This window comes from Marinitoga okinawensis, assembly GCF_055387075.1.
Window position 1 is genome coordinate 1,659,942 of record NZ_AP042422.1, and the last position, 22,097, is coordinate 1,682,038.

Genomic DNA, 22,097 nt, shown 5'->3' on the forward strand with positions numbered 1-22,097 from the left:
CGATTGTTAACAATTAAGTTTTTACAAATTACAAAATAGTTAAAATAAATTTTATATATAATATATACTCCTGGGAACTTCCAGGAGTATATATTATTTCATTAAATATTTAATTGTATTTATTGCAAGCTGTGCATCATCACCCCATTGCCAACCATTATGTAATAAATCACTGGTATCTCCAGTTCCATCATCAAATGGAGAGCTATCTCCAATTGCAACCACTTTTCCTTTTCCATAATTAGTCACTACCATATAAGGCTTATTTTCAGAATTAGCAATTAAAACTTTTACATTATCCTTTAATATCTTTATAGATGATCCATTCCAAACCCCTATATTTTTAATCCCCTGTGTAATTTCATGATCATATACATATTTCAAAGGTGCTTCTTCTAAATCATCTCCAACAAATTTAAACCCAAAGTTTTCAACAAAAGTATTGAATATTCTCGGCGAATCCCAGCCATTTCCATTCCTATCAGAGCCACCATGATCTGCAATTATAAATAATGATCCGCCATTTTTAACAAAATTTAATATTGCAGATATTTCTTCTTCCTTAAATGGTTTATTAGGCTCTGGAATAACTAATATTTTATACATCTGAAGTATATTTTTATCTAAGTTTTCCTTTATTTCATCAACATTCAAACTTAAATCTCTAACAGCATCAGCAAAATCCGAATATGCTCCATTTATTACCCAATCAGCATTTCCAGCAGTTTGTCCATGATAATTATCAAATAATACTTTATTACTATAACTGTCCTTCTCTTTATTCATTGGAATAATTTTCATACCTGTTTTATTTCCTTTTTTATCAGAAATAGCTCTTAATACTAATTTGAAATTTTCTGGTATTGTTTCTAAATCAATTTTTATAATTGTATTATTTCTCAATAATTCTACATTTTTTATGTTGCCTTTTAGTATTCTAATAGACTTATTAGCTATAATACTTTTTTCATTTAATGGTTCATTAAATTCTATATAAATTGAATTATCTTTTATTGCATATGTTTCCACTTCTGGAGGAAATACATCATCCACAATTATATCTTTCATATCTCTTGGCCAAAGTTCATATGCTGACATATATTGACCTAAAACCCCTATAACTTTCATGTTTATTCCTGTTTTAAATAATGCTGGATTTATTCCTGTATTTTCACGAATAAATACCATTCCTTCTCCACTTCCATCATCTATAAAGATTTTTCTCACATCGTATTTGTCTATTTTTACTATTTTACCCTCAGTCTCTAATAGCATACCTTCATATTGTTCTTTATTTATGTCTTTAGTTTTTATTTTTATAGGATTTGGTAAAGGATTATTTCTCGATATTATTTTATAATAATGGGATTTATTATCACTTTCTAAAACTAATTCTGTATTATTTCTATGTGTCCAAATATATCCTCTTGCCTCTACTAAATCTCCTCTATTAACATTTTCAAATTGTCCACCTCTAAAGTATAGGTTTATCCCCCCTGTTTTATCTTGAATTATGATTATGTTAACATCATATGGCCCAGGCTCAACGGTGACTATTCCTCTAACAGTTACTGTTTGCAAATCTTTTAACTGTCTTGCATCTGAGATGCTAATAACCTTATTAGATGAAAATGCTATAACAATCATAAATAAAGTAATTAATACGAGAACACTTTTTTTCATCTTAAATCCCTCCTAAAAATTGGTATAATTTAACATAACATTATATCATAAAATTTAATTCATTTTACTTTTATATTTTTCATGTTATAATATATTGACTAAAAATTTTTGAGGGGGAAAATATTGTGTTTAATTTAGATAAACAAAAAATATTTATACTATTTATTATTATAATAGGAATCATTTCAATTTTTAAAGTTTCATACCCATTTATAAAAGATAGAGATGAAAATCTAATATTTCAAAATACAAATATAGTAAAAAATAATGTAACTTCTGATGATTACACTTTTGTTATTCTTGGAGATAACAAAAACTCTATATCTACCTTTAATAAAATTATTCAAAAGATAAATAACGATAATTCCATTAAATTTGTAGTAAATACTGGTGATATGGTTTTTGATGGCAATCCTATAAAATATGACTTCTTATTAAAACAAATAAAAAAATTAAATAAACCTATGTTACCTGTGGTTGGCAATCACGATATCGCTGATGATGGAGTAGGTAGATACTTAGAAATATTTGGACCATTATATTATTCATTCCATTTAAAAAATTCTTATTTTATTATGTTAAATGATTCAAATGAAAAAGAAATAGATCCTTGGCAAATGCACTGGTTAAAAGGTGAACTGGAAAAATCTAAAAATTATAAATATACTTTCGTTTTTATGCATGTTCCTATATATGACCCTCGAAATAATATTAATCATCAACCAGGACATTCATTAAAAAATTTATCCAACGCTAAAGAATTGTTAGATCTTCTGAATAATTATAATATAACTCAAGTGTTTTTTGGACACATTCATGGTTATTATGTAGGAAAATGGGATAATGTTCCTTATACTGTTACTGGTGGTGCTGGTGCAGAATTAGTAGGTAAAAATCCTGAACATGATTTTTATCATTATATTAAAATCCATGTAAATGATGATAATGTTTCATATGAATTAATTAAATTGGATTCTCCAGATTTTAATTTCATTGATAGAATAGGTGCATTTTTATGGATATACTTATACTCTACAATTGTCATTAATTTCTGGACTATATTATTATTTATATCTACTATAACTCTTATAGCATTTTATTTTAAATCTTATGGTACAAAACATTTTTATTTGTTCAAAAAAATTTTTAAACGCAAATAATTTTAAAATGGAGGTGTATAAGTGAAAGACTTTTTTCTGGGATTAATAATGGGAATAGCTAACCTCTTACCTGGAATCAGCGGTGGAACTATTGCTGCAATTTCTGGAAGATATGAAATTATACTAAAGGCTGCATCAAACTTTGTTTCTTTTAAATGGAAGAAAGAGTCTTTAAGCATTATTTTATTTTTAATCGCTGGAATGGGTACATCTATAATTTTATTATCTAAAATTCTTTCATTTATATTTGAAAAATACCCAGAATATTCTTATGGTATATTTACTGGCTTAATTATTGGAGGATTACTATATTTATTAAATCAAATAGACTTTAAAAAGAAGAGTAATTTTTCAGTAATCACTATTTCTTTTATAATTACTTTTTTTCTTTTGAAATTCGCCGAAACATTAGAATCATCAAACGGAAACATTTCTTTTTGGTATTTAATACTAGGAGGATTAGTAGGTGCTGCAACAATGGTATTACCTGGAATTAGCGGTTCTTCTATGCTATTGATTATGGGGATTTACAAACCTGTAATAGATGCTATTTCTAATATGAATATGAAAATCATCATACCTGTAGGAATTGGTGTTTTACTTGGTCTTGTTTTAATAATAAAATTGTTGGAAAAACTTATAGAAAAATTTCATGAACAGGTTATTGCTTTTTTAATAGGCTTAACTATTGCTGGAACTATTATTATTTTTCCTATAACTTCCAAATGGTTAACTTATGTATTTTTTCTAATTGGAATTTTCTTATCAAGATATCTTGAGAAAATATTAAAAGAATAATATAAAGAAAGAGGTGTGGTATGCAGGAAATTTTATTAGGCATTATTCAAGGTTTAACAGAATTTTTACCAGTTTCCAGTTCAGGGCATCTAGCTTTATTTTCTAAACTAATTAATTTTGATCCAAATGTATCGTTCTTTGCTTTTCTTCATTTAATGACATTTTTTGCTGTTTTATTGTTTGTGTATAAAGAAGTATGGTTTATTTTAAAAGGAATGTTTACTGGTAAAAAAGATGCATGGAATTTAGCACTAAAAATTATTGTATCTTCTATCCCTGCAGCTTTTATTGGATTAATGTTTGAAAATCAAATTAGTGAAGCTTTTTCATCATTAAAATTAGTTGGTGTATTTTTCTTATTCACTTCAATAGCAATGATTCTATCAGATAGATTTAATGGAAAAAAAGAATTAATGGATATTACATATATTGATGCAATAATAATAGGATTATTTCAGGCCGCTTCTATTTTCCCTGGAATTTCAAGAAGTGGTTTTACATTATTTGGTGCATTATTATTAAATACTAAAAAAGAAGCTGCATTAAAATATTCATTTTTAATGAGTTTACCAGTAACTTTTGGAGCTGGAATGCTTGAAATACATAAGGTTAACTTTACTGCACCTGTTATCTACTCTGGAATATTCACATTTATTTTCGGAGTTTTAGGTTTGTTTATATTAAAAAAGACTGTTATAAATGGAAAATTAAAATATTTTGGATATTATACTATAATAGCTGCTATATTAACTTTTATAGCTTAGGGGAAAAATTATAATGAAAATACTTTTAACAGGAAAAATGGGTGTTGGTAAATCTACAATATTAAAAAAAGCCATAAAAAAATATGATATAAAAAATGGCATTTTCACCAAAAAAATTGGTGAAAACGTTTATGCGTGGTTATTAGATTCCAACAAAAAATATATTATCGGAAAAAGATCTGACTACGGTATGCAAATAAATAAGGAAGGTTTTGATTCTCTTGTTGAAGAATTAAAAAAGATTAAAATTCCAGAGTTTTTTGTTATCGATGAAATCGGATATTTAGAAGAGAAACATCCACTTTTTTTAGAAGAATTAAAAAGAATTATTAATGAATCTAAAAATTTTATAGGTGTCGTTAGATTATTTTTTCAAGAAAGATATCCCTTTTTATCTTCTTTAAAGGTCATTGAAATTAATGAAGAAAATAGAAATACATTAGAATTATAATTTGATAAAATAAAAGCTCCAGATTTCTCCGGAGCTTTTATGATGCCATATATCTATATGGAATCGGGGGATGGGGATTTCAGAATTATTATATCTTAGATATATTAATTTAATGTTACAGAATTGGTTTAAATTTATATTTTTAGTTACTATATGCCTTATATTTCTCAAAAAATCAACGAGACCAATATGGCCTCGTTTGTCTTTAATTTATTTATTTTTTAATGCTTTTAGTACTTTTTCTGGTGTTATTGGTAAATCCTTTATTCTAACTCCAACAGCATTATAAATAGCGTTTGCAATTGCAGCTGGAGGTGTATCTATTCCAATTTCCCCTACACTTTTTGCACCAAATGGACCAGTTGGTTCGTAACTATCAACTAATTCTACATCAAGATTTTTAATATCTGCTCGTGATGGTATTTTATAATTCATCAAATTATTAGTTAATAATCTTCCATTTTTATCATATATAACTTCTTCATACATTGCCATACCTACTCCTTGAGCAAGTCCACCCTCAACTTGAACTTTAGCAAGATTTGGATTAATTGGTGTTCCACAATCAACAACCGCTACATAATTTAACAAATCTACTTTACCTGTTTCTGTATCCACCTCTACTTCTGCATATCCTGCCATAAATGGTGGTGGAGACTCTTCACCAACATATGATCCTGTTGCACTTAATTGCTTTTGATTTTCATTATAATATAAAATTTCTGCTAGTTTAGGTAAAGTAATTTTATTATCCTTGGTTTTTATTTCTTTTCCATCAAATTCAACTTCTTCTACTGGAACTTCAAAATATTCTGCTCCAGCTTTTATTATTTCTTTTTTCATATTTTCTGCTGCTATTCTTACTGCATTTCCTGATACATATGTTGTAGAGGATGCATATGCTCCAACATCAAACGGAGTTACATCTGTATCAGACGAATATGGAATTATATTTTCTGTAGGAACATTTAATACTTCAGCTGCTATTTGCGATAATATCGTATCACTACCAGTACCAATATCTGTAGCACCTATTAATAAATTAAATGATCCATCTTCGTTTAATTTTAATGTTGCTGCTCCCATATCTATTTTAGCAATACCAGAACCTTGCATAGCTATTGCCATCCCAACACCTTTAGCTTTTTTACCTTCTTTTTTAGCTTTAAATTTATTCTCCCAATCTATTTTTTGTGCACCTTTTTCTACGCACTCATCTAATTTACAACTTCTAACTATCATATCAACACCTTCTCTACCTTCACCCATAATCTTGAAGATAGGAGATGTTTCATTTTCTCTAATCATATTTATCTCTCTTAATTTTACAGGATCTATATTCAATTTTTCAGCTAATATATCCATAGCAGATTCAATTGCAAAATTTGCCTGTATTGCTCCATATCCTCGGTATGCACCAGCTGGAGGATGATTAGTATATACTACATCTCCGCCAAATCTAACAGCTTTTACTTTATTATACATTGGTAATACTTTTGAACCTGCAACCATAAATGTAGTTAATGCATGTTCTCCATATGCACCTGTGTCTGAAAGACCTCTTACATCAATTACATTTATTTTCCCATCTTTATTTGCTCCTATTGTTATATCAAATCTCATTGGATGTCTTGTATATGTAGATTCAAAAACTTCTTTTCTTGTATAATAGACTTTTGCGGGTTTACCTGTTTTTAAGGTAACTAAAGCTACATATGGTTCTCCGTGTATTCCCTGCTTTCCACCAAAACCTCCCCCAACACGTGGTTTTACAACTCTTATATTTTTTATAGGCATACCTAATGCTCTAGAAAGAATTCTTCTTACATGAAATGGAACTTGCGTTGAGGTAACTACAACTAATCTTCCTTGCATATCTATATATGAATATGCTGCATGAGGTTCCATCGCAACATGCGCTTGTGCTTGTGTATAAAATCTATCTTTTACTACAATATCTGAATTTTCTATTTCTTTTTCTATATCTCCTATGCTCATTTCATATGTTGCAGCTATATTATTTTTCGGATCTGAACTTACAAAACTTTCACTTTTATAATCTTTTTCTGGATGAATTACTGATTTTGATCCCTTACTTTTTTCAAAATCTAAAACTGGTTCTAAAACTTCATATTCAACTTCTAACAATTTAAGTGCTTTCTCTGCTGTGAACTCGTCTTTAGCAGCTACTACAGCTACTTCATCTCCCACATATCTAACATATTCATCTAATATATATTTATCATATGGTGAAGGTTCAGGATAGCCTTGCCCTGCTCTTGTGAAAATATTTCTTGGAACATCTTTATAAGTTAATACACACTCCACACCTTCTAAAGCCTTAGCTTTTTCTGTATTTATATTTTTTATTCGTGCAAATGCATGAGGTGATCTCAATATTTTAACTATTAATGAATTTTTAGGTGCTAAATCATCAGCATATACTGGTTGACCACTTACTAAACCATACCCATCAACTTTTTTAATAGAACTTTTTACTTCTTTCATGCTTTCACCTCAAAATACTTTTTTATTGCCCTCATTTGTGGAATATATCCTGTACATCTACATAAATTTCCAACTAAATACTTTCTTATATCTTCTTCTGTTGGATTTTTTAATTCTTTTTTCATAGAATAAACATTTAAAATTAAACCCGGGCTACAAAATCCACATTGATCTGCACCTTCGCTTAATAAAGCTTCAGATATAGCTTTATATTCAGGATCGTCTTTTAATCCTTCAACTGTTGTTATTTCGTGTCCATCTGCTGAAGCAGCTAAGACAGAACAGGATAATACAGGCTTTCCATCCATTAATACTGTACATACTCCACATGTTCCAGTATCACAACCTTTTTTTACACTCATATAATCAAGTTTTCTTAAAACATCTAATAAAAATTCTGAAGGTTCTATATCCACTTCTCTTTTTTCTTTATTTATTATTAATGTTATTTTCATTTTAAAACCTCCTCTAACGCTCTTCTAACCATTACTGGTGCAATCATTTTTCTATATTCTTTTGAACCTTTAATATTAGAACCATATTCTACCTCATCTGCCGCCATCTCTGAAACTTTATCAATATCTTTATTATTTTTCATATATTCCATAGCTTTTTTGGTCAATTTTGCAATTCCAGGCCTAGCTCCAATCGCAATTCTAAAATCTTCATTTTCATCAACTGAAGCTGCAACATTTAATATTGAAAAATCATAAAAAGAGTTTCTCATATATTGAAAAGATAATTTCCTGTTTTCTTTTTTTATTATAATTTCAGTTAAAATATCTTTTCTGATTTTTTCTTCTAAAAATACTTCTAATGGCATTCTTCCACTATTAAATAAAACAACATCTGTATTTAATGCTAATAATGCAGTGATCAAATCTGAAAAACCTAATTTTGGAAATATAGTTCCACCAATAGTTGCTATGTTCCTCAATTGAACTGACCATATTGCTTTAAAAACCTCAATTAGTTTTCCGTCAAATACTTCTTTTATAATTTCATTTTTTTCAACACTTCCTAATGGAGTTGCACTTCCAATCTTTATTTCTCCATCTTCTAATTTTACATAATTTAATCCCGTATCTTGTAAATCAATTGCTAAATTTATCTTTCTTGAGGATAATCGCATAAAAGCACCACTACCTATAACCTCAGCACCTTCAACATTTACCAACTTATCATAGGCTTCTTCAACACTTTTAGGCCTACAATAATCTTTAATTTCTATCACCCTTATCACCCTTCCCTAATTTTATTTAGAAAATTTAATATAAGCTTTCATTAATAGATTTTTTACCATTTTCTTTCTGTATTTAGCAGTTGCTCTTACATCTGTTATTGGATTAATTCTTTGCATATACTTCTCTGATATTTCTTCAAATAATTCTTTTGAAAATTCTTTTCCTTTCATTTCATCTTCTAAATCTTCGAATCTAATTACTGTTGGACCTACAGAACCATATGCTATCTTTATATCTTTAATGATGTTATTTTCCTTTTTTAATAGTACTCCCAAGCTAATAATAGAGATATTCATTGCATTCCTTTTTCCTACTTTTTCATAATAATACTCATAATCTGGTCTTTCTCTTAATTCTATAGAATATATAAATTCCTCTGGTTTTAACCTTAATTTTCCCGGTCCAGTAACTAAGTTTGATATTTTTATTTTTTTATTTGAAGGTTTTATATCTGCATAACCATGAAACAAATATGTTGTTAGCAGAAAATCACCAGCTGGTGAAGCATTTGCAATATTTCCTATAGGAGTTGCTCTATTTCTAATTTGCGGTGACCCTATTTTTTTCATTACCTCTACTACCATAGGAAATTTTTTATTAAATTCATAATTATTTATTAATTCTGTATAAGTTGTATTTATTGGTATTATTACCTTATCATTTTCAAATATTAATTCTTTCTTTTCTAATCCTTTTGTATCAATAACTATACTTGGTTTTATAACTTTTGCTCTCATTTTTACCATCAAATCTGTTCCACCTGATAATAACATTACATTTTCATTTTTCTTTATTTCACTTAATTCATCTATTGTATGAGGTTTGTAATATTTAAATTTCATTTTTTCTCACCTCGTTTTTCTGCTGCTAACTTTACTGCTTCCATTATTTTAGTATAACCAGTACATCTACACAAATTACCTTCTAATCCATTTTTTATATCTTCTTCACTTGGATTTGGATTATTATCTAATAATACTTTAGTTGACATTATAAATCCGGGAGTACAAAATCCACATTGTATTGCTCCTTTTTCAACATATGAATCTTGTATTATGGTATCTCCTTTTTCATTTAATCCTTCCAACGTCCAAACTTCTTGCCCATCTAATTCAACTGCTAAAACCATACATGAATTTACATTTTTACCATTTAATATTATTGTGCAAGCTCCACATTCTCCCTCACCACATCCTTCTTTTACAGAAGTCATTCTCATATCATCTCTTAAAAAATCCAAAGCTCTTTTGTATTCAGCAACATCAACACTTACATCTTTACCATTTAATTTAAAACTAATTTTCATTCTTCAACACCTCTCTAACTTCATCTGGCTTTATTTTTTTGAGATTTACAAATTTTTCTATAGCTTTTACATCCTTTAAACCATTACCTGTAACAACTATTGACACTTTTGCATTTTTTCCCAATGTATTCGCAATTTTCTTTAATCCAGCATATGATGTAGCCCCAGCTGGCTCTGCAAAAATCCCCGATTTAATCGCTAATTCCTGTATTGCTGATAATATTTCTTCATCTGATACTGATATAAAATATCCTCCACTTTTTTTGACGTATTTACATGCTTTTACAACGTCTCTTGGTTTTCCAACACTAATACTATCTGCAATTGTATTTGTTTCTATATCATCAGGTAAAAAGGGTTCTCCTTTGTCAAAAACTCTTTTAACAGCTGCTGCTCCTTCTGCTTGCACTCCTATAATCTTAGGAATTTTATCAATTAATCCCAACTTATAGAAATCATAAAAGCCTTTATAAAATGAGCTTATTACTGTACCATCACCAACACTCACAAAAACATAGTCAGGGATTTCCCAATCACTTTGTACAGCTATTTCTAATGCCCCTGTTTTTTTCCCTTCAAGCAAATAAGGATTTATAGCAGAATTTCTGCAATACCATCCTTTTTCCTTTCCAATTTCCATAGATATATCAAAAGCCTCATCATATGTTCCATCTATTGGTAATACATTAGCACCATATATGAATAATTGAGATATTTTTGCTATGGGAGCTGATGCTGGCAAAAATATATAAGTTTTTAATTCAGTTGGGGCACTTAAGCCTGCCAAAGAACTTGCTGCATTTCCTGTTGAAGCACAGTATATTGTATCATAACCTTTCTCATATGCTTTAGTGATAGCTATAGCTGAAGCTCTATCTTTGTATGATGCTGTAGGATTCGTTCCATCATATTTTATCGTTAATTTTTCTATTCCTAATTCTTCCGCCATTTTTGGCATATTATACAGTGGCGTTCCGCCAACATGTAAATGTGTTCTATAACTTCCCTTTTCGATTGGTAAAATTTTCTCAAATTGCCATATATTTTCAAATTTAGAAAATTCTTCTCTTTGAACTTTTATATCCTCATAATCATAAATCACTTCTAATGTTCCTAATCTATCCCCACATACAGGACAAGTATATTCAACTTCATCAGGTTCATAAACTTTTCCACAATTAATACATCTTAATTTATATTTCCCCATTATTTTTCCTCCTATTTTTTTTATTTTTCATCTATATTAAATTTTACATTATTTTATATTTATTTTAAACCTTACTTAAAGCTATTTGCATCTAAATATAATCAATGATATTCAATTATTCCTTCTTAATTGCTTTTTTTGTAATATCAATAATAAAAATAAAAATAAAAGTGAGGCTTCAAAGCCTCACTTTTGCTATTCCACAAGATATATTTTAGTTTCTCCAGGATTTAGATTTATATTTAACCATGCTCCTTCATCCCATTTAAAATCACATCTTCTATAATTTTCGAGCAATAAACTTATTTTATGATTTCCTCTCCATGTATGATATCCTAAATCAAATCCAAAATTAACTGCTTTTTCGAAATTCAAATTAACTGGAATTAACAATCCCCTATTACCATCCCAATAAAACATAGAAAATACTTTTTCCATATGCTCTGTATACCTATAATTACTAATTTTTGATACTAATTCTATATGATCTTTCTTTATTTTTCCTAAAGCTTTTAAAAGATTTACCATATGTTTATCTACATCCCAATGTAAAGCATAATAATCAAAGAATGCTAACTTCCCATAGAATTGATCAGTAGGTTTTAAATATTTATATCTTTCTTCTTCAGGTTTTTCAAAATCAAGTCCTAAATTCATAGGTTGTTTTTCAAATATCTCACTTCCCGAGTTAATAACTGTAATACCATTTGGCATGAATGTATTAACAACAGCAGATAATTTTGCAAACAACTCTCCTCCATCTCTGATAACAGCTCTTGGAGAGTCAGGTGTTTCTGAAGTTGCAAATGATGGAACTTCTAATTTAGGCATTATATCTCTAACAGTTTTAATAAACCAACTTTCTTTATGTCTTGGTTCACTCCACCATGTATTTCCTAATATAGCGTCATAACCGCTTAATTTTGCTTTAATGTGATTGTCCATAGATAATTCTTCAGCTATTATTCCAAAAGATGGATCATAATTCTTAGCATTTGATATTATTCTATGTTCTAACTCTTTTGGCAGCGCATGCCCCATATCGAGTCTTGCACCATCTATCCCAAAATTTTTTTGGAAATAAGGCATTATATTTGCAATTAAATCCCACAATTTTTCATTCTTTTCTTTTCCAGGAAAATTGCTGGATTTTACTACATCATATAAAACATATGGAGGTTGCTCATTTGGATTTTCTAAATATTTTTCAGATTCCATTGGATGGCTTAAGAATAACCTTAAGAAAGTCACATCATCCCATGTTGGTTGAGGATCATTTATCCAATCAGAAAAACCTGGAACAGTTATTACCTTAAATTCTTTTACTATTTCTTCCAAAAAGTCCGGATTCTCTTTATTCTTTTTCACAAAATTTTCCCATTTTTGTGGATCAGTTATATTTGGTGCCCATCTAAATTTCTTTAAATGTTTTTTTACCTCAAGTGATGAATATAATATTGGCAAATTTTCTTTCGATGGTTGTTCGAAATCAAGGCTTTCAATCTTTGGTGGTTTATATGAAGATAATTCATTTATATCTATCCAATAGAACCAATCCGGGTGTTCCAAAATCAAATTATTGTCTCTTGAAGATGTTCTAGGAATGAAATCTAAAATCACTCTTATTCCCATCATATGAGCCGCTTCTACAAAAGCAGAAAATTCTTGATTAGAATTAAAACTTTCTAATAACGGGTCATGATAGTCTTCTTCTACGTTATGAAAACTTTTTACTGCATATGGAGAACCTACTTCTCCTTTTTTAAACTTATTACTTGATTGAGTTATTGGCAAAAGATATACTGCATCAACATTATATTGTTTTAAATATGGTAATAATGCTATCATTTTTAAAAATGTACCACTTTCTTTGTAACCAAGATCATCCTCAGGTTTAAAAAAAGGAGCTTCTGCATCATGTTTATATGAAACTGTCATTCTTACATGAGCACTATAAATAATAGCTTTTTTCAACCAATCAGTTGTTTTTTCATTTGTAGAAAATGACAAAGGTTTTGAGTACTCAACATTTTCATTTGTATTTTTTAAGATTTTTTCTATAATTTTTGTAAAGTATTCATAAGGATTTACAACAAATGTCCTTCCTTTTAGTCTTACATTGCCTTCATATTCATCAGGCATCCATCTCTTTGGAATGGCGTAATTTATCTTTCCTTTTTCTATGTTTGCCTTTAAAAAATTATATACATTTTTCAAGTTTTTCATTTAAAACCCTCCCACCAAAATATATAAAAATGGCGGAGGCGGTGGGACTCGAACCCACACGAGGGTTTAACCCTCACCGGTTTTCGAGACCGGCTCCTTAGCCAATTCGGAACACGCCTCCGTTTGTAACTACATTTTAACATATATAAGTTATTTAATTTTGAAGCTTAAATTAAATTTAAAAACATATTGTTCTTAAACCAACTTTATTTCATCATAAAAACTTAAAATTACTTAATTTAATGGTTGAAATTTTTTTCATATTTATTATAATATATTTTGTTTAATATTTCAATATTCTGGAGGAATAATATGGAAGAAAAAATTTCAGTAAAAAAAACTGGTATATTGGAGCCTATATTGTTTATTGTTTTTTCTTTAATTATATTTTTACCTGTAATGAATTATATGGGCATTAGCAATTTCTTTAAAACATTGATGTCTACGGCTCATGATTTACTTTTAAATACCGTATTTTTCATTATGGCTGTTGCAGTTTTAACCAGTGCTTTTGGTAACGTTCTATCTGAATTTGGTGTTGTTTTTTTATTAAATAAAATTTTATCAAAATTAATGAAACCTTTATATAATCTACCTGGCGCGGCAGCATTAGGTATATTGACAACTTATTTATCTGATAATCCCGCTATTTTATCTCTAGCCCAAGACAAACAATTCACAAAATACTTTGAAAAATGGCAAATTCCTTTATTATGTAATTTAGGAACTTCATTTGGAATGGGTTTAATTGTAACAACATTTATGATAGCACAATCTTCTGCCATGAAGGAAAACCTACTTTGGCCAGTATTTTTAGGAAATTTTGGGGCAATAATTGGAAGTATTATTAGTGTAAGAATATTTTCTTTTTATACAAAAAAATTTTATAGTGAGGTTAAATATATTGCTCATACAGAAGATGTAGAATATTGGAATTCCACAAAAGGCAGTGCTCTTTCAAGGCTTATTGATGCTTTGCTTGAAGGAGGTAAAACAGGTGTTGATTTAGGATTATCCATTATACCTGGTGTATTAATTATAAGTACGATAGTTATGATGTTTACAAATGGTCCAAAAGACCCATCCATTGGCTATCAAGGTCTTCCGTATGAAGGTGTCCCTGTATTACAATGGATTGGAAATAAATTGGATTTTGTATTAAATTTTCTCTTTGGTTTTAAATCTCCAAAGTTAATCGCATTTCCATTAACCTCTTTGGGGTCAACTGGTGCTGCATTAGCCTTAATCCCTAAATTTATAGAAACCAATTCTATCACTCCTAATGATATTGCTGTTTTAACTGCAATTGGAATGACATGGAGTGGTTATTTGTCTACTCATATTGCTATGATGGATTCTCTAAAGGCAAGAAAATTAGCAAGCAAAGCTATACTTTCTCACACAATTGCTGGTATTATTGCTGGATTTATAACTCATTTATTATATATTCTTTTTTTCTGAATGCTTGCTTTCAATAACTTTCATTACAACAAAAACTATTAAAGCAAATATAAAAAATACTAATAGCATTGCTAAAATCCCCTGGAGAGCTTTTATAATAGTTCTTAAAATCTCAAGAAGCCATCTTTCTCGTGTCAGAGAGATGGCTTTTTGTATTATTCACCACCCAATTTAATTATACTCTTTCTTAATGTAAAATATTCTTTGAGAATGAATTAAATTTCTCTTTCTATTACAGTAATCAAATTGTAACTTTAAATTTTCCACCTTCTCACATTTTGTTCAATAGAATTCATGAAAAAAAAGAATTTTTATAGTATACTAAACATGTATTTTTATGTTAATTCATTAAAATACGATAATCAATGAAATACATACACAGATTATAGAATAATAAAAATCTATAATCTGATGCTTTTCTTTTTTATTTTTATTTTAATTCCTCATCGGAGGTGTGTTAATGTTTGATAATATACAGAAAAAATTATCTAAAGCCTTTAGGAATTTAAAAGGACAGGGTAAGTTATCTGAAAAAAATATTAAAGAAGCTGTTAGAGAAGTAAAAATGTCCTTATTGGAAGCTGATGTTAATTACAAAGTGGTAAAAGAGTTTATTGATAAGGTAAGGGAAAAAGCTTTAGGTAAAGAGGTTATGGAGAGTTTAACTCCAGATCAAGAGTTTATTAGAATTGTTAGAAATGAACTTATTGAATTGATGGGCGGTAATGAAAAACCCAAATTAAATATTTCAAAAAGACCTGGATATATTATGTTAGTCGGTTTGCAAGGAAGCGGTAAAACTACACATGCTGCAAAATTAGCAAATTATTTTAAAAAACAAGGAAAAGCTCCTTTATTAGTTGCTGCTGATACATACAGGCCAGCTGCTATTGACCAATTAGTTCAACTTGGAGAACAGATCGGAGTCCCAGTTTTTACTGGAGATAGAAAAAATGCTGTCAAAATTGTTAAAGAATCCATGGAATATGCTGAAAAACTTCTACACGATATTGTAATTCTCGATACCGCTGGTAGACTACATATTGATGAAAATATGATGGCAGAATTAGATGAAATAAAAAAAATAGCACAACCAGAAGAAATATTAATGGTCGTAGATGCCATGATAGGTCAAGATGCTGTTAATTCAGCTAAAGAATTTAATGATAGACTCGAATTAGATGGATTTATTGTAACAAAATTAGATGGTGATGCGCGTGGTGGTGTAATTATATCAATTAGGCAAATTACACAAAAACCTATTAAATTTGTTGGTATTGGAGAAAAAGTTGAAGATTTAGAATTATTCTATCCTGAAAGATATGCAAGTAGAATTTTAGGAATGGGTGATGTTTTATCTCTTATTGAAAAGGTTGAATCTGAAATTGATAAGGAAAAAGCAGAAGAATCAGCTAATAAGTTTCTTGAAGGAAAATTCGATTTCAACGATTTTTTAGAACAAATTAGGCAAATTAAAAAATTGGGACCTTTATCAAAAATACTTGAAATGATTCCAGGAGCTCCAACAGAAGGCGTTGATTTAAGTAAAGGCGAAGAAGAATTAAAGAAAATAGAAGCTATAATTAATTCAATGACTAAAGAAGAAAGAAGAAAACCAAGAATCTTAAATTATTCAAGAAAACAGAGAATTGCTAAAGGTAGCGGAACAACATTACAGGATATCAATAAATTGATTAAATCTTATGAGCAAATGAAAAAAATGATGAAGCAAGTTAGAAAAATGAAAAACAAAAAATCATTGTTCGGAAAAATGCCATTTGGATTTTAATAAAAAATTATTATAAAAAACTAAAATTCTTAGGAGGTGTATTATTAACATGGTAAAAATCAGATTAAACAGAATGGGAAGAAGACACAGACCTTTTTATAGGATCGTGGTAGTTGATTCAAGGGAAAAAAGAAGTGGAAAGTATATTGAATCATTAGGATTTTATGATCCACTAAGAGAAAACGATACATTTCAAGTTAACGTAGAAAAAGCTGTAGAATGGATTTTAAAAGGAGCACAACCAACTGAAACTGCTAAGAATATTTTATCAAAAGCTGGAGTAATGAAAAAAGTTCATGAAATCAAATTTGAAAAGAAAGCTTAATGCCAGGAGGCATATAAATGAAAGGGTTATTAGAAAATATTATTAAAGGTATAGTTAGAAAACCTGAGGCTGTAAAAATTGAGGAATTTGACAATAATGATGAAATTATTTTTGAAATTCATGTGGATCCTCAAGACGTTGGTCAAATTATTGGTAAAGACGGAAGAACTATAAAATCAATAAACACATTACTAACAGCTGCAAAGAAAGACGAAAATACTAAATTTTTATTAAAGGTAATTAGGTGATAGAATGAAGAGGTTAGACGACCTCTTGAAGGATAGAATAGCTATTGGAAAAATTTCTAATACACATGGTTTAAATGGAGAACTTAAGTTAACTCCATATACTAATGAACAAAGTGTATTTGATTCTTTACAAGATGTATTATTATATAATCCTAAAACAAAAAGATTTTTATATGCTAAAATTAATTCAATAAGAAAAGCTAATAAATTTTATATTATAAGTTTTATTGGCGTCGAAAATATTTCTTCAGCACAAAGATATAAGGATTTTATTTTATATATTAGTAAAGAAGCTTTACCAGAACTTAATAACAACGAATTTTACTATTTTCAATTATTGGAAAAAGATGTATATTATGATGACGGAACCTTTGTAGGAAAAATCGTTGATATCTTAGAAACCGGAGCTAATGAAGTCCTAATAATTGAAAAAGAGATTAATAAATATACAAAAGATGAGCTATTATATCCATTAATAAAAAATAATATTGTTCGTTTTAACAAAGATGAAAATGAGTTAGTAATAAAACGATTGGAATGGTACAATGATAATACCGAAGATAGAGATTGATGTTGTAACTATTTTTCCTGAAATGTTCGATGCTATAGTAAAATACGGGGTCATATCAAAGGCAATAAAAAATAATATTATCTCTTTTAATGCTCATAATCTCAGGAACTACACTAAAGACAAACATAAAGTTACAGACTTATATGCTTACGGTGGCGGCCCTGGTATGGTTATGAAACCAGAACCTTTTTTTGAATTTTATGATAATTACCTAGAAAAGAAAGGTAAAAAACCATATGTTATTATGCCATCACCACAAGGAAAACAATTTAACTCTAAAGATGCTGAAAGATTAGCTTCTATAGAAAATATAGTCTTCTTTTGTGGAAGGTATGAAGGAATAGATGAAAGGGTTATGTCATTAGTAGATGAGGAACTTTCTATTGGCGATTTCGTTGTGACTGGTGGAGAATTACCTTCTATGCTAATGATAGATGCCATAAGTAGATTTATCCCTGGTGTGGTTGGAGATATTGAAAGCGTTAAAAATGATTCTTTTTATAATCAATTACTTGATTATCCTCATTTTACAAAGCCAAGAAGTTATAGAGGAATGGATGTCCCAAAGGTATTACTAAGTGGAAATCATAAAAAAATTGAAGAATATAGAAAAAAAGAAAGTATTTTAAGAACAATTTTAAAACGTCCTGATCTGTTTATTAAACATGATTTGGATGAATTCGAAAAAAAAGTCATTGTTAATATAATCAGGGAGCTGATTTTAAATGAGAAATAATGTTTATCTAGCTTTAATACATTATCCTATTTTAGGAAGAGAAGGACAAATAATTTCTACAGCTATTACAAATTTAGATATACATGATATATCCAGATCTTCTAGAACGTATAATATTAAAAACTATTATATTGTAACTAATCTCCCTGCCCAACAACAAATCGTTAAAAATGTTTTAAAGTATTGGAATGAAGGGTTTGGAAAAGAATATAATCCTAATAGACATGATGCTTTATCTATTGCAAAGTTAAAACCATATTTAGAAGATGTTATTGAAGACATTGAAAAAATAGAAGGTAAAAAGCCAAAGTTAATCTTTACATCTGCAAAAATAAGAGAAAGAACTAAAAGTTTTAAAGAAATTAGTAAAATAATCACTGAGAATGAAGAACCACATCTAATTTTATTTGGGACTGGTTGGGGTATGCCAGAAGAAATCAGATTAATATGTGATTACGAGTTAGAACCTATAAGAGGAAAAGCACAATTTAACCATTTATCAGTTAGAGCAGCTGTAGCAATTTCTTTAGACAGACTTTTTGGTGAAAATTAATAAATTAAAAATATTCTCAAGGAGGGTTTAACATGGATCAATATATCAGAGCCATTGAAAAAGAGTACATGAGAGAAGATATTCCAGAATTCAGACCTGGTGATACTGTAAGGGTTTATGTAAAAGTTGTTGAAGGTGGAAGAGAAAGAGTTCAAGCTTATGAAGGTATTGTTATAAAAATAAGAGGTGGAGGATTAGGAAAAACCTTTACTGTTAGAAGGATTGGAGCTAATGGTATTGGTGTAGAAAGAATATTCCCAGTACACTCTCCATCAATAGAAAAAATACAAGTTGTAAGAAAAGGTAAAGTAAGAAGAGCTAAACTTTATTACTTAAGAAATGTAAGAGGTAAAATTAAAATTAAGGAGAGAAGGGACTGATCCTTTTTGCCTAATAATAATCTAAAAAATAAAATAAAAAAAGAAACATATGAATGGATCAATGCCCTAGTATATGCTGTTATTTTTGGTACCATAATAAGATTATTTGTTTTTGAAACAATGATGGTTCCAACACCTTCTATGGTACCTACCATACAGGTGTTGGACCGTTTGTTTATTGAAAAAGTTACTTATGACTATACAAAACCAAAAATTGGTGATATTATTGTATTTTGGACCCCATTTGTTGACAAAACCGCTCAAAAACAATTAGGTGCTTTTGATAAATTTATGGATTTATTTGCTCCAAAAGAATTTGATGGTCATGTAAAATATGTAAAACGATTAGTGGGAACGCCTGGAGATACTATAGAACTTATACCAGATTCTAAAATTTGGGATAGAATTGAAAATGATCCCAATTTCAAAACTCCATATTGGTTACAAAAAATTATTGAGAATTATGGAAGTATTGATAAATTACCATCAAGCGTAAAGAATTCCGTTGCTCAATTATATGTAAACGGAAAAATTCCAAAAGGATTTGAAGATAGATATTATTATATCGATGGTATTTTTGCCTCAAAAAATTATTATAAATTTATGGCTTATCCTGAAAAATATAGCAGTGACATTTATAGAACATATACAGAAATTAGAAAACCAATGTTTGATTTAGGAGCATTTAGATATTATAACAACACCTTAGATTATACTAAATATTACAAAAAGTATTTATCAAATTTGGATTTAAATAAAGTATTTATAGAAAAAAATGGTAGAGTAAAAGTTGTTCTTCCTAAAGGTTTTTATTTCTTTATGGGAGATAACACTACAGAAAGTTTTGACAGCAGGTATTTTGGAATAGTTCCAGAAAAGAATATTATTGGACGTCCTTTTTTAAGAATATGGCCTTATAATAGATTTGGCTCAGTAAAATAAACCAAAAACCGCCCTTAAATCGGGCGGTTTAAATTTGGCGGAGACGGTGGGACTCGAACCCACACGGGGCGTTAACCCCATCGGTTTTCAAGACCGACGCCTTAGCCAATTAGGCTACGTCTCCGAGGAGTATTATACCATATTAGGAGGTACTTGTCAATGAATTTTTTATTGAGACTTCTTAAAAAATATGACATTTTATTGAACGAAAATTCATATAAACTATTAAATGATTTTATTGAATTAATAATAAATTACCCTATTAATCTTACTGCAATAAAAGAATATGGAATTGCAGCAGAATCTTTAATCTTAGATAGTATTTTCCCATTCTACAAATTTGTTTCTTTGCAAGATAATGGAAATTTTTTGGATATTGGCACTGGTGGAGGAATACCTGGAATACCATTATCTATAATTTTTCCAAAGGTCAATTTTACATTGTTAGATAGCATTGAAAAAAAAATAAAAGCTGTAAAATTCTTTATTAATGAATTATCTTTAAAAAACTCTAAAGCTATTAATGAACGTGTTGAAAATTTTTCAAAAAATAATTTGGAAAGTTTTGATTATGTTACCGCAAAAGCTGTTTCTAGAAGTGATATATTATTAGAATATGCCGCTCCTTTATTAAAAATTAATGGTATATTGTTCTTATATAAAGGTCCTACATATATTTCTGAAGAAAAGCATTATTTAAAAGAAGCTATGAAAAAAATATATTTTGAAATAATAGATGAACATTATTATGTATTAGGTGGAAAGGAAAGACATTTTATAGTACTTAAAAAATTAGCCAAAACTCCTTCCAGTTTTCCTAGAAAAATTGGTATGGCTTTAAAAAAACCTTTGGGAGGTATTTTATGATACGGTTAATTATTGATACTTATCATATGGGCTCATGGAATATGGCATGTGATTTAGCAATTGCTAAACATGTCGGAAAAGGTTCCCAACCAACTACTATTAGATTATATGGCTGGACTTTACCGACATTATCATTAGGCCGATTTCAAAAAATAGATGATATTGATATTGATTATTTAAAAAATAATAATATTGATATCGTTAGAAGACCAACTGGCGGAAGAGCCGTATTGCATCATAAAGAAATTACTTATTTATTCACAGCATCTGCAAATCACCCGCTATTACCCAAAAGTGTAATTGGTAGTTATAAAATAATCGCAAATGCTTTAATAAAAAGTTTAGAATATTTAAATATTTTTTGTGATGTTGAAAAAAATAAAAATAAACATATGAATACACCAGCATGCTATGATGCACCTTCTATATATGAAATTACAATAGACAAAAAAAAATTTATTGGAAGTGCTCAATATAGAAACGATGATTATGTATTGCAACACGGATCTATTCCTATTGAATTTCCCTTAAAAAATTATGTAAATTCTTTTAAATTAAACAATGAAAAAAAAGAAAAACTTTTAAACCTTTTAAAAAAGAAGGTTATTGATATCAAATCCGTATTAAACAAAGATATTTCTTTTGAAGAAATGGCTGAAGCTTTCAAATTTGGATTTAGTAATGTATTTCAAGAAGAAGTTATTATTGGTGAGCTTTCTGAATCCGAATATGATTTAACAAAAAAACTAGTTGAAAAATTTGAACTTGATATTGGAAATGTTTAATATCATATTTTAATGAAAAAAGCCTTTTTTGTTAAACATTCATGTCTGTTTTAGTAACATTATTGATTTATCATATTCCCATCTTTATATAAT

Annotated in this window: 23 protein-coding genes and 2 tRNA genes; 15 read left to right on the plus strand and 10 right to left on the minus strand. The window is 28.8% G+C overall.

Features of this window, described 5'->3' with window-relative positions; genetic code table 11:
- Nucleotides 1-93: 93 nt before the first annotated feature.
- Nucleotides 94-1,683, minus strand: a complete 1,590-nt coding sequence (locus tag ACZ5CK_RS08135; RefSeq protein WP_464581323.1) for a DNA-binding protein — start codon at nucleotides 1,681-1,683, stop codon at nucleotides 94-96.
- A 125-nt stretch (nucleotides 1,684-1,808) separates the two neighbouring features.
- Between ACZ5CK_RS08135 and ACZ5CK_RS08140 the strand changes: the two genes are divergently transcribed.
- From ACZ5CK_RS08140 to ACZ5CK_RS08155, 4 genes are read left to right on the plus strand one after another with little or no spacing between them, the layout of a single operon-like run.
- The gene (locus ACZ5CK_RS08140; RefSeq protein WP_464581324.1) at nucleotides 1,809-2,843 is read left to right on the plus strand and encodes a metallophosphoesterase family protein; all 1,035 of its coding nucleotides are present in this window, start codon (nucleotides 1,809-1,811) and stop codon (nucleotides 2,841-2,843) included.
- 21 nt (nucleotides 2,844-2,864) lie between these two features.
- Nucleotides 2,865-3,641 (plus strand): DUF368 domain-containing protein, encoded by a 777-nt coding sequence (locus tag ACZ5CK_RS08145; RefSeq protein WP_464581325.1) that lies wholly within the window; start codon nucleotides 2,865-2,867, stop codon nucleotides 3,639-3,641.
- A 20-nt stretch (nucleotides 3,642-3,661) separates the two neighbouring features.
- Nucleotides 3,662-4,405: an undecaprenyl-diphosphate phosphatase gene (locus tag ACZ5CK_RS08150; protein WP_464581326.1), complete on the plus strand. Its 744-nt coding sequence runs from the start codon at nucleotides 3,662-3,664 to the stop codon at nucleotides 4,403-4,405.
- Between the two features lie 13 nt (nucleotides 4,406-4,418).
- Nucleotides 4,419-4,856, plus strand: coding sequence for a nucleoside-triphosphatase (locus ACZ5CK_RS08155; protein ID WP_464581327.1), 438 nt, complete (start codon nucleotides 4,419-4,421; stop codon nucleotides 4,854-4,856).
- 210 nt (nucleotides 4,857-5,066) lie between these two features.
- Here ACZ5CK_RS08155 and ACZ5CK_RS08160 read toward each other — a convergent pair whose 3' ends face one another.
- From ACZ5CK_RS08160 to ACZ5CK_RS08195, 8 genes are all read right to left on the minus strand, one after another.
- Complete coding sequence (locus tag ACZ5CK_RS08160) at nucleotides 5,067-7,364, minus strand: xanthine dehydrogenase family protein molybdopterin-binding subunit (RefSeq protein ID WP_464581328.1); 2,298 nt, start codon at nucleotides 7,362-7,364, stop codon at nucleotides 5,067-5,069.
- Entirely contained in the window at nucleotides 7,361-7,819 is a 459-nt protein-coding gene (locus ACZ5CK_RS08165; RefSeq protein ID WP_464581329.1) for a (2Fe-2S)-binding protein, read from the minus strand. The genes ACZ5CK_RS08160 and ACZ5CK_RS08165 overlap by 4 nt, the downstream gene beginning before the upstream one ends.
- Nucleotides 7,816-8,598, minus strand: a complete 783-nt coding sequence (locus tag ACZ5CK_RS08170; protein ID WP_464581330.1) for an FAD binding domain-containing protein — start codon at nucleotides 8,596-8,598, stop codon at nucleotides 7,816-7,818. The genes ACZ5CK_RS08165 and ACZ5CK_RS08170 overlap by 4 nt, the downstream gene beginning before the upstream one ends.
- A 21-nt stretch (nucleotides 8,599-8,619) precedes the next feature.
- Nucleotides 8,620-9,450: an FAD binding domain-containing protein gene (locus tag ACZ5CK_RS08175; RefSeq protein WP_464581331.1), complete on the minus strand. Its 831-nt coding sequence runs from the start codon at nucleotides 9,448-9,450 to the stop codon at nucleotides 8,620-8,622.
- Complete coding sequence (locus tag ACZ5CK_RS08180) at nucleotides 9,447-9,914, minus strand: (2Fe-2S)-binding protein (protein WP_464581332.1); 468 nt, start codon at nucleotides 9,912-9,914, stop codon at nucleotides 9,447-9,449. The genes ACZ5CK_RS08175 and ACZ5CK_RS08180 overlap by 4 nt, the downstream gene beginning before the upstream one ends.
- Entirely contained in the window at nucleotides 9,904-11,121 is a 1,218-nt protein-coding gene (thrC, locus tag ACZ5CK_RS08185; RefSeq protein ID WP_464581333.1) for a threonine synthase, read from the minus strand. Before thrC ends, ACZ5CK_RS08180 begins: the two co-directional genes overlap by 11 nt.
- Before the next feature lie 195 nt (nucleotides 11,122-11,316).
- Nucleotides 11,317-13,347, minus strand: coding sequence for an alpha-amylase family glycosyl hydrolase (locus ACZ5CK_RS08190; RefSeq protein WP_464581334.1), 2,031 nt, complete (start codon nucleotides 13,345-13,347; stop codon nucleotides 11,317-11,319).
- Between the two features lie 30 nt (nucleotides 13,348-13,377).
- Nucleotides 13,378-13,468, minus strand: a tRNA-Ser gene (locus ACZ5CK_RS08195).
- A gap of 191 nt (nucleotides 13,469-13,659) precedes the next feature.
- Here ACZ5CK_RS08195 and ACZ5CK_RS08200 point away from each other — a divergent pair.
- The 9 genes from ACZ5CK_RS08200 to lepB all read left to right on the plus strand — a co-directional run bounded on the left by ACZ5CK_RS08200 (nucleotide 13,660) and on the right by lepB (nucleotide 20,352).
- On the plus strand, nucleotides 13,660-14,808 hold the full coding sequence (locus ACZ5CK_RS08200; RefSeq protein ID WP_464581335.1) for a CD0519/CD1768 family membrane protein: 1,149 nt from the start codon (nucleotides 13,660-13,662) through the stop codon (nucleotides 14,806-14,808).
- A gap of 460 nt (nucleotides 14,809-15,268) precedes the next feature.
- A complete protein-coding gene (gene ffh, locus ACZ5CK_RS08205) occupies nucleotides 15,269-16,597 on the plus strand; it encodes a signal recognition particle protein (protein WP_464581336.1) in 1,329 nt (442 codons plus the stop codon).
- 49 nt (nucleotides 16,598-16,646) lie between these two features.
- A complete protein-coding gene (gene rpsP / locus ACZ5CK_RS08210) occupies nucleotides 16,647-16,922 on the plus strand; it encodes a 30S ribosomal protein S16 (protein WP_464581337.1) in 276 nt (91 codons plus the stop codon).
- A gap of 17 nt (nucleotides 16,923-16,939) precedes the next feature.
- Entirely contained in the window at nucleotides 16,940-17,170 is a 231-nt protein-coding gene (locus tag ACZ5CK_RS08215; RefSeq protein ID WP_464581338.1) for a KH domain-containing protein, read from the plus strand.
- A 4-nt stretch (nucleotides 17,171-17,174) separates the two neighbouring features.
- Entirely contained in the window at nucleotides 17,175-17,741 is a 567-nt protein-coding gene (gene rimM / locus ACZ5CK_RS08220; protein WP_464581339.1) for a ribosome maturation factor RimM, read from the plus strand.
- Nucleotides 17,731-18,477, plus strand: a complete 747-nt coding sequence (gene trmD / locus ACZ5CK_RS08225) for a tRNA (guanosine(37)-N1)-methyltransferase TrmD (protein WP_464582982.1) — start codon at nucleotides 17,731-17,733, stop codon at nucleotides 18,475-18,477. The genes rimM and trmD overlap by 11 nt, the downstream gene beginning before the upstream one ends.
- Nucleotides 18,467-19,030 carry an RNA methyltransferase gene (locus ACZ5CK_RS08230; protein ID WP_464581340.1) on the plus strand — a complete coding sequence of 188 codons (564 nt, stop codon included), beginning with the start codon at nucleotides 18,467-18,469 and terminating at the stop codon, nucleotides 19,028-19,030. The genes trmD and ACZ5CK_RS08230 overlap by 11 nt, the downstream gene beginning before the upstream one ends.
- A 32-nt stretch (nucleotides 19,031-19,062) precedes the next feature.
- Nucleotides 19,063-19,410 carry a 50S ribosomal protein L19 gene (gene rplS / locus ACZ5CK_RS08235; RefSeq protein ID WP_280997746.1) on the plus strand — a complete coding sequence of 116 codons (348 nt, stop codon included), beginning with the start codon at nucleotides 19,063-19,065 and terminating at the stop codon, nucleotides 19,408-19,410.
- A gap of 6 nt (nucleotides 19,411-19,416) precedes the next feature.
- On the plus strand, nucleotides 19,417-20,352 hold the full coding sequence (lepB, locus tag ACZ5CK_RS08240) for a signal peptidase I (RefSeq protein ID WP_464581341.1): 936 nt from the start codon (nucleotides 19,417-19,419) through the stop codon (nucleotides 20,350-20,352).
- A 35-nt stretch (nucleotides 20,353-20,387) separates the two neighbouring features.
- On the opposite strand, the gene ACZ5CK_RS08245 is transcribed toward lepB, so the two are convergent.
- Nucleotides 20,388-20,476: transfer RNA gene (locus ACZ5CK_RS08245), tRNA-Ser, on the minus strand.
- Nucleotides 20,477-20,511: 35 nt separating this feature from the next.
- Between ACZ5CK_RS08245 and rsmG the strand changes: the two genes are divergently transcribed.
- Both rsmG and ACZ5CK_RS08255 read left to right on the plus strand, forming a co-directional pair.
- A complete protein-coding gene (gene rsmG / locus ACZ5CK_RS08250; protein WP_464581342.1) occupies nucleotides 20,512-21,219 on the plus strand; it encodes a 16S rRNA (guanine(527)-N(7))-methyltransferase RsmG in 708 nt (235 codons plus the stop codon).
- Nucleotides 21,216-22,004, plus strand: a complete 789-nt coding sequence (locus ACZ5CK_RS08255; RefSeq protein WP_464581343.1) for a lipoate--protein ligase family protein — start codon at nucleotides 21,216-21,218, stop codon at nucleotides 22,002-22,004. The genes rsmG and ACZ5CK_RS08255 overlap by 4 nt, the downstream gene beginning before the upstream one ends.
- Nucleotides 22,005-22,097 lie beyond the last annotated feature (93 nt).

Coding starts and splice junctions, on each gene's coding strand:
- ACZ5CK_RS08215 (WP_464581338.1), top strand. CDS start 16,940: ATGAAAGGGTTATTAGAAAATATTATTAAAGGTATAGTTAGAAAACCT.
- ACZ5CK_RS08165 (WP_464581329.1), bottom strand. CDS start 7,819: ATGAAAATAACATTAATAATAAATAAAGAAAAAAGAGAAGTGGATATA.
- rpsP (WP_464581337.1), top strand. CDS start 16,647: ATGGTAAAAATCAGATTAAACAGAATGGGAAGAAGACACAGACCTTTT.
- ACZ5CK_RS08150 (WP_464581326.1), top strand. CDS start 3,662: ATGCAGGAAATTTTATTAGGCATTATTCAAGGTTTAACAGAATTTTTA.
- rimM (WP_464581339.1), top strand. CDS start 17,175: ATGAAGAGGTTAGACGACCTCTTGAAGGATAGAATAGCTATTGGAAAA.
- ACZ5CK_RS08230 (WP_464581340.1), top strand. CDS start 18,467: ATGAGAAATAATGTTTATCTAGCTTTAATACATTATCCTATTTTAGGA.
- ffh (WP_464581336.1), top strand. CDS start 15,269: ATGTTTGATAATATACAGAAAAAATTATCTAAAGCCTTTAGGAATTTA.
- ACZ5CK_RS08190 (WP_464581334.1), bottom strand. CDS start 13,347: ATGAAAAACTTGAAAAATGTATATAATTTTTTAAAGGCAAACATAGAA.
- ACZ5CK_RS08175 (WP_464581331.1), bottom strand. CDS start 9,450: ATGAAATTTAAATATTACAAACCTCATACAATAGATGAATTAAGTGAA.
- rplS (WP_280997746.1), top strand. CDS start 19,063: ATGGATCAATATATCAGAGCCATTGAAAAAGAGTACATGAGAGAAGAT.
- thrC (WP_464581333.1), bottom strand. CDS start 11,121: ATGGGGAAATATAAATTAAGATGTATTAATTGTGGAAAAGTTTATGAA.
- ACZ5CK_RS08160 (WP_464581328.1), bottom strand. CDS start 7,364: ATGAAAGAAGTAAAAAGTTCTATTAAAAAAGTTGATGGGTATGGTTTA.
- rsmG (WP_464581342.1), top strand. CDS start 20,512: ATGAATTTTTTATTGAGACTTCTTAAAAAATATGACATTTTATTGAAC.
- ACZ5CK_RS08180 (WP_464581332.1), bottom strand. CDS start 9,914: ATGAAAATTAGTTTTAAATTAAATGGTAAAGATGTAAGTGTTGATGTT.
- ACZ5CK_RS08155 (WP_464581327.1), top strand. CDS start 4,419: ATGAAAATACTTTTAACAGGAAAAATGGGTGTTGGTAAATCTACAATA.
- ACZ5CK_RS08255 (WP_464581343.1), top strand. CDS start 21,216: ATGATACGGTTAATTATTGATACTTATCATATGGGCTCATGGAATATG.
- ACZ5CK_RS08200 (WP_464581335.1), top strand. CDS start 13,660: ATGGAAGAAAAAATTTCAGTAAAAAAAACTGGTATATTGGAGCCTATA.
- ACZ5CK_RS08135 (WP_464581323.1), bottom strand. CDS start 1,683: ATGAAAAAAAGTGTTCTCGTATTAATTACTTTATTTATGATTGTTATA.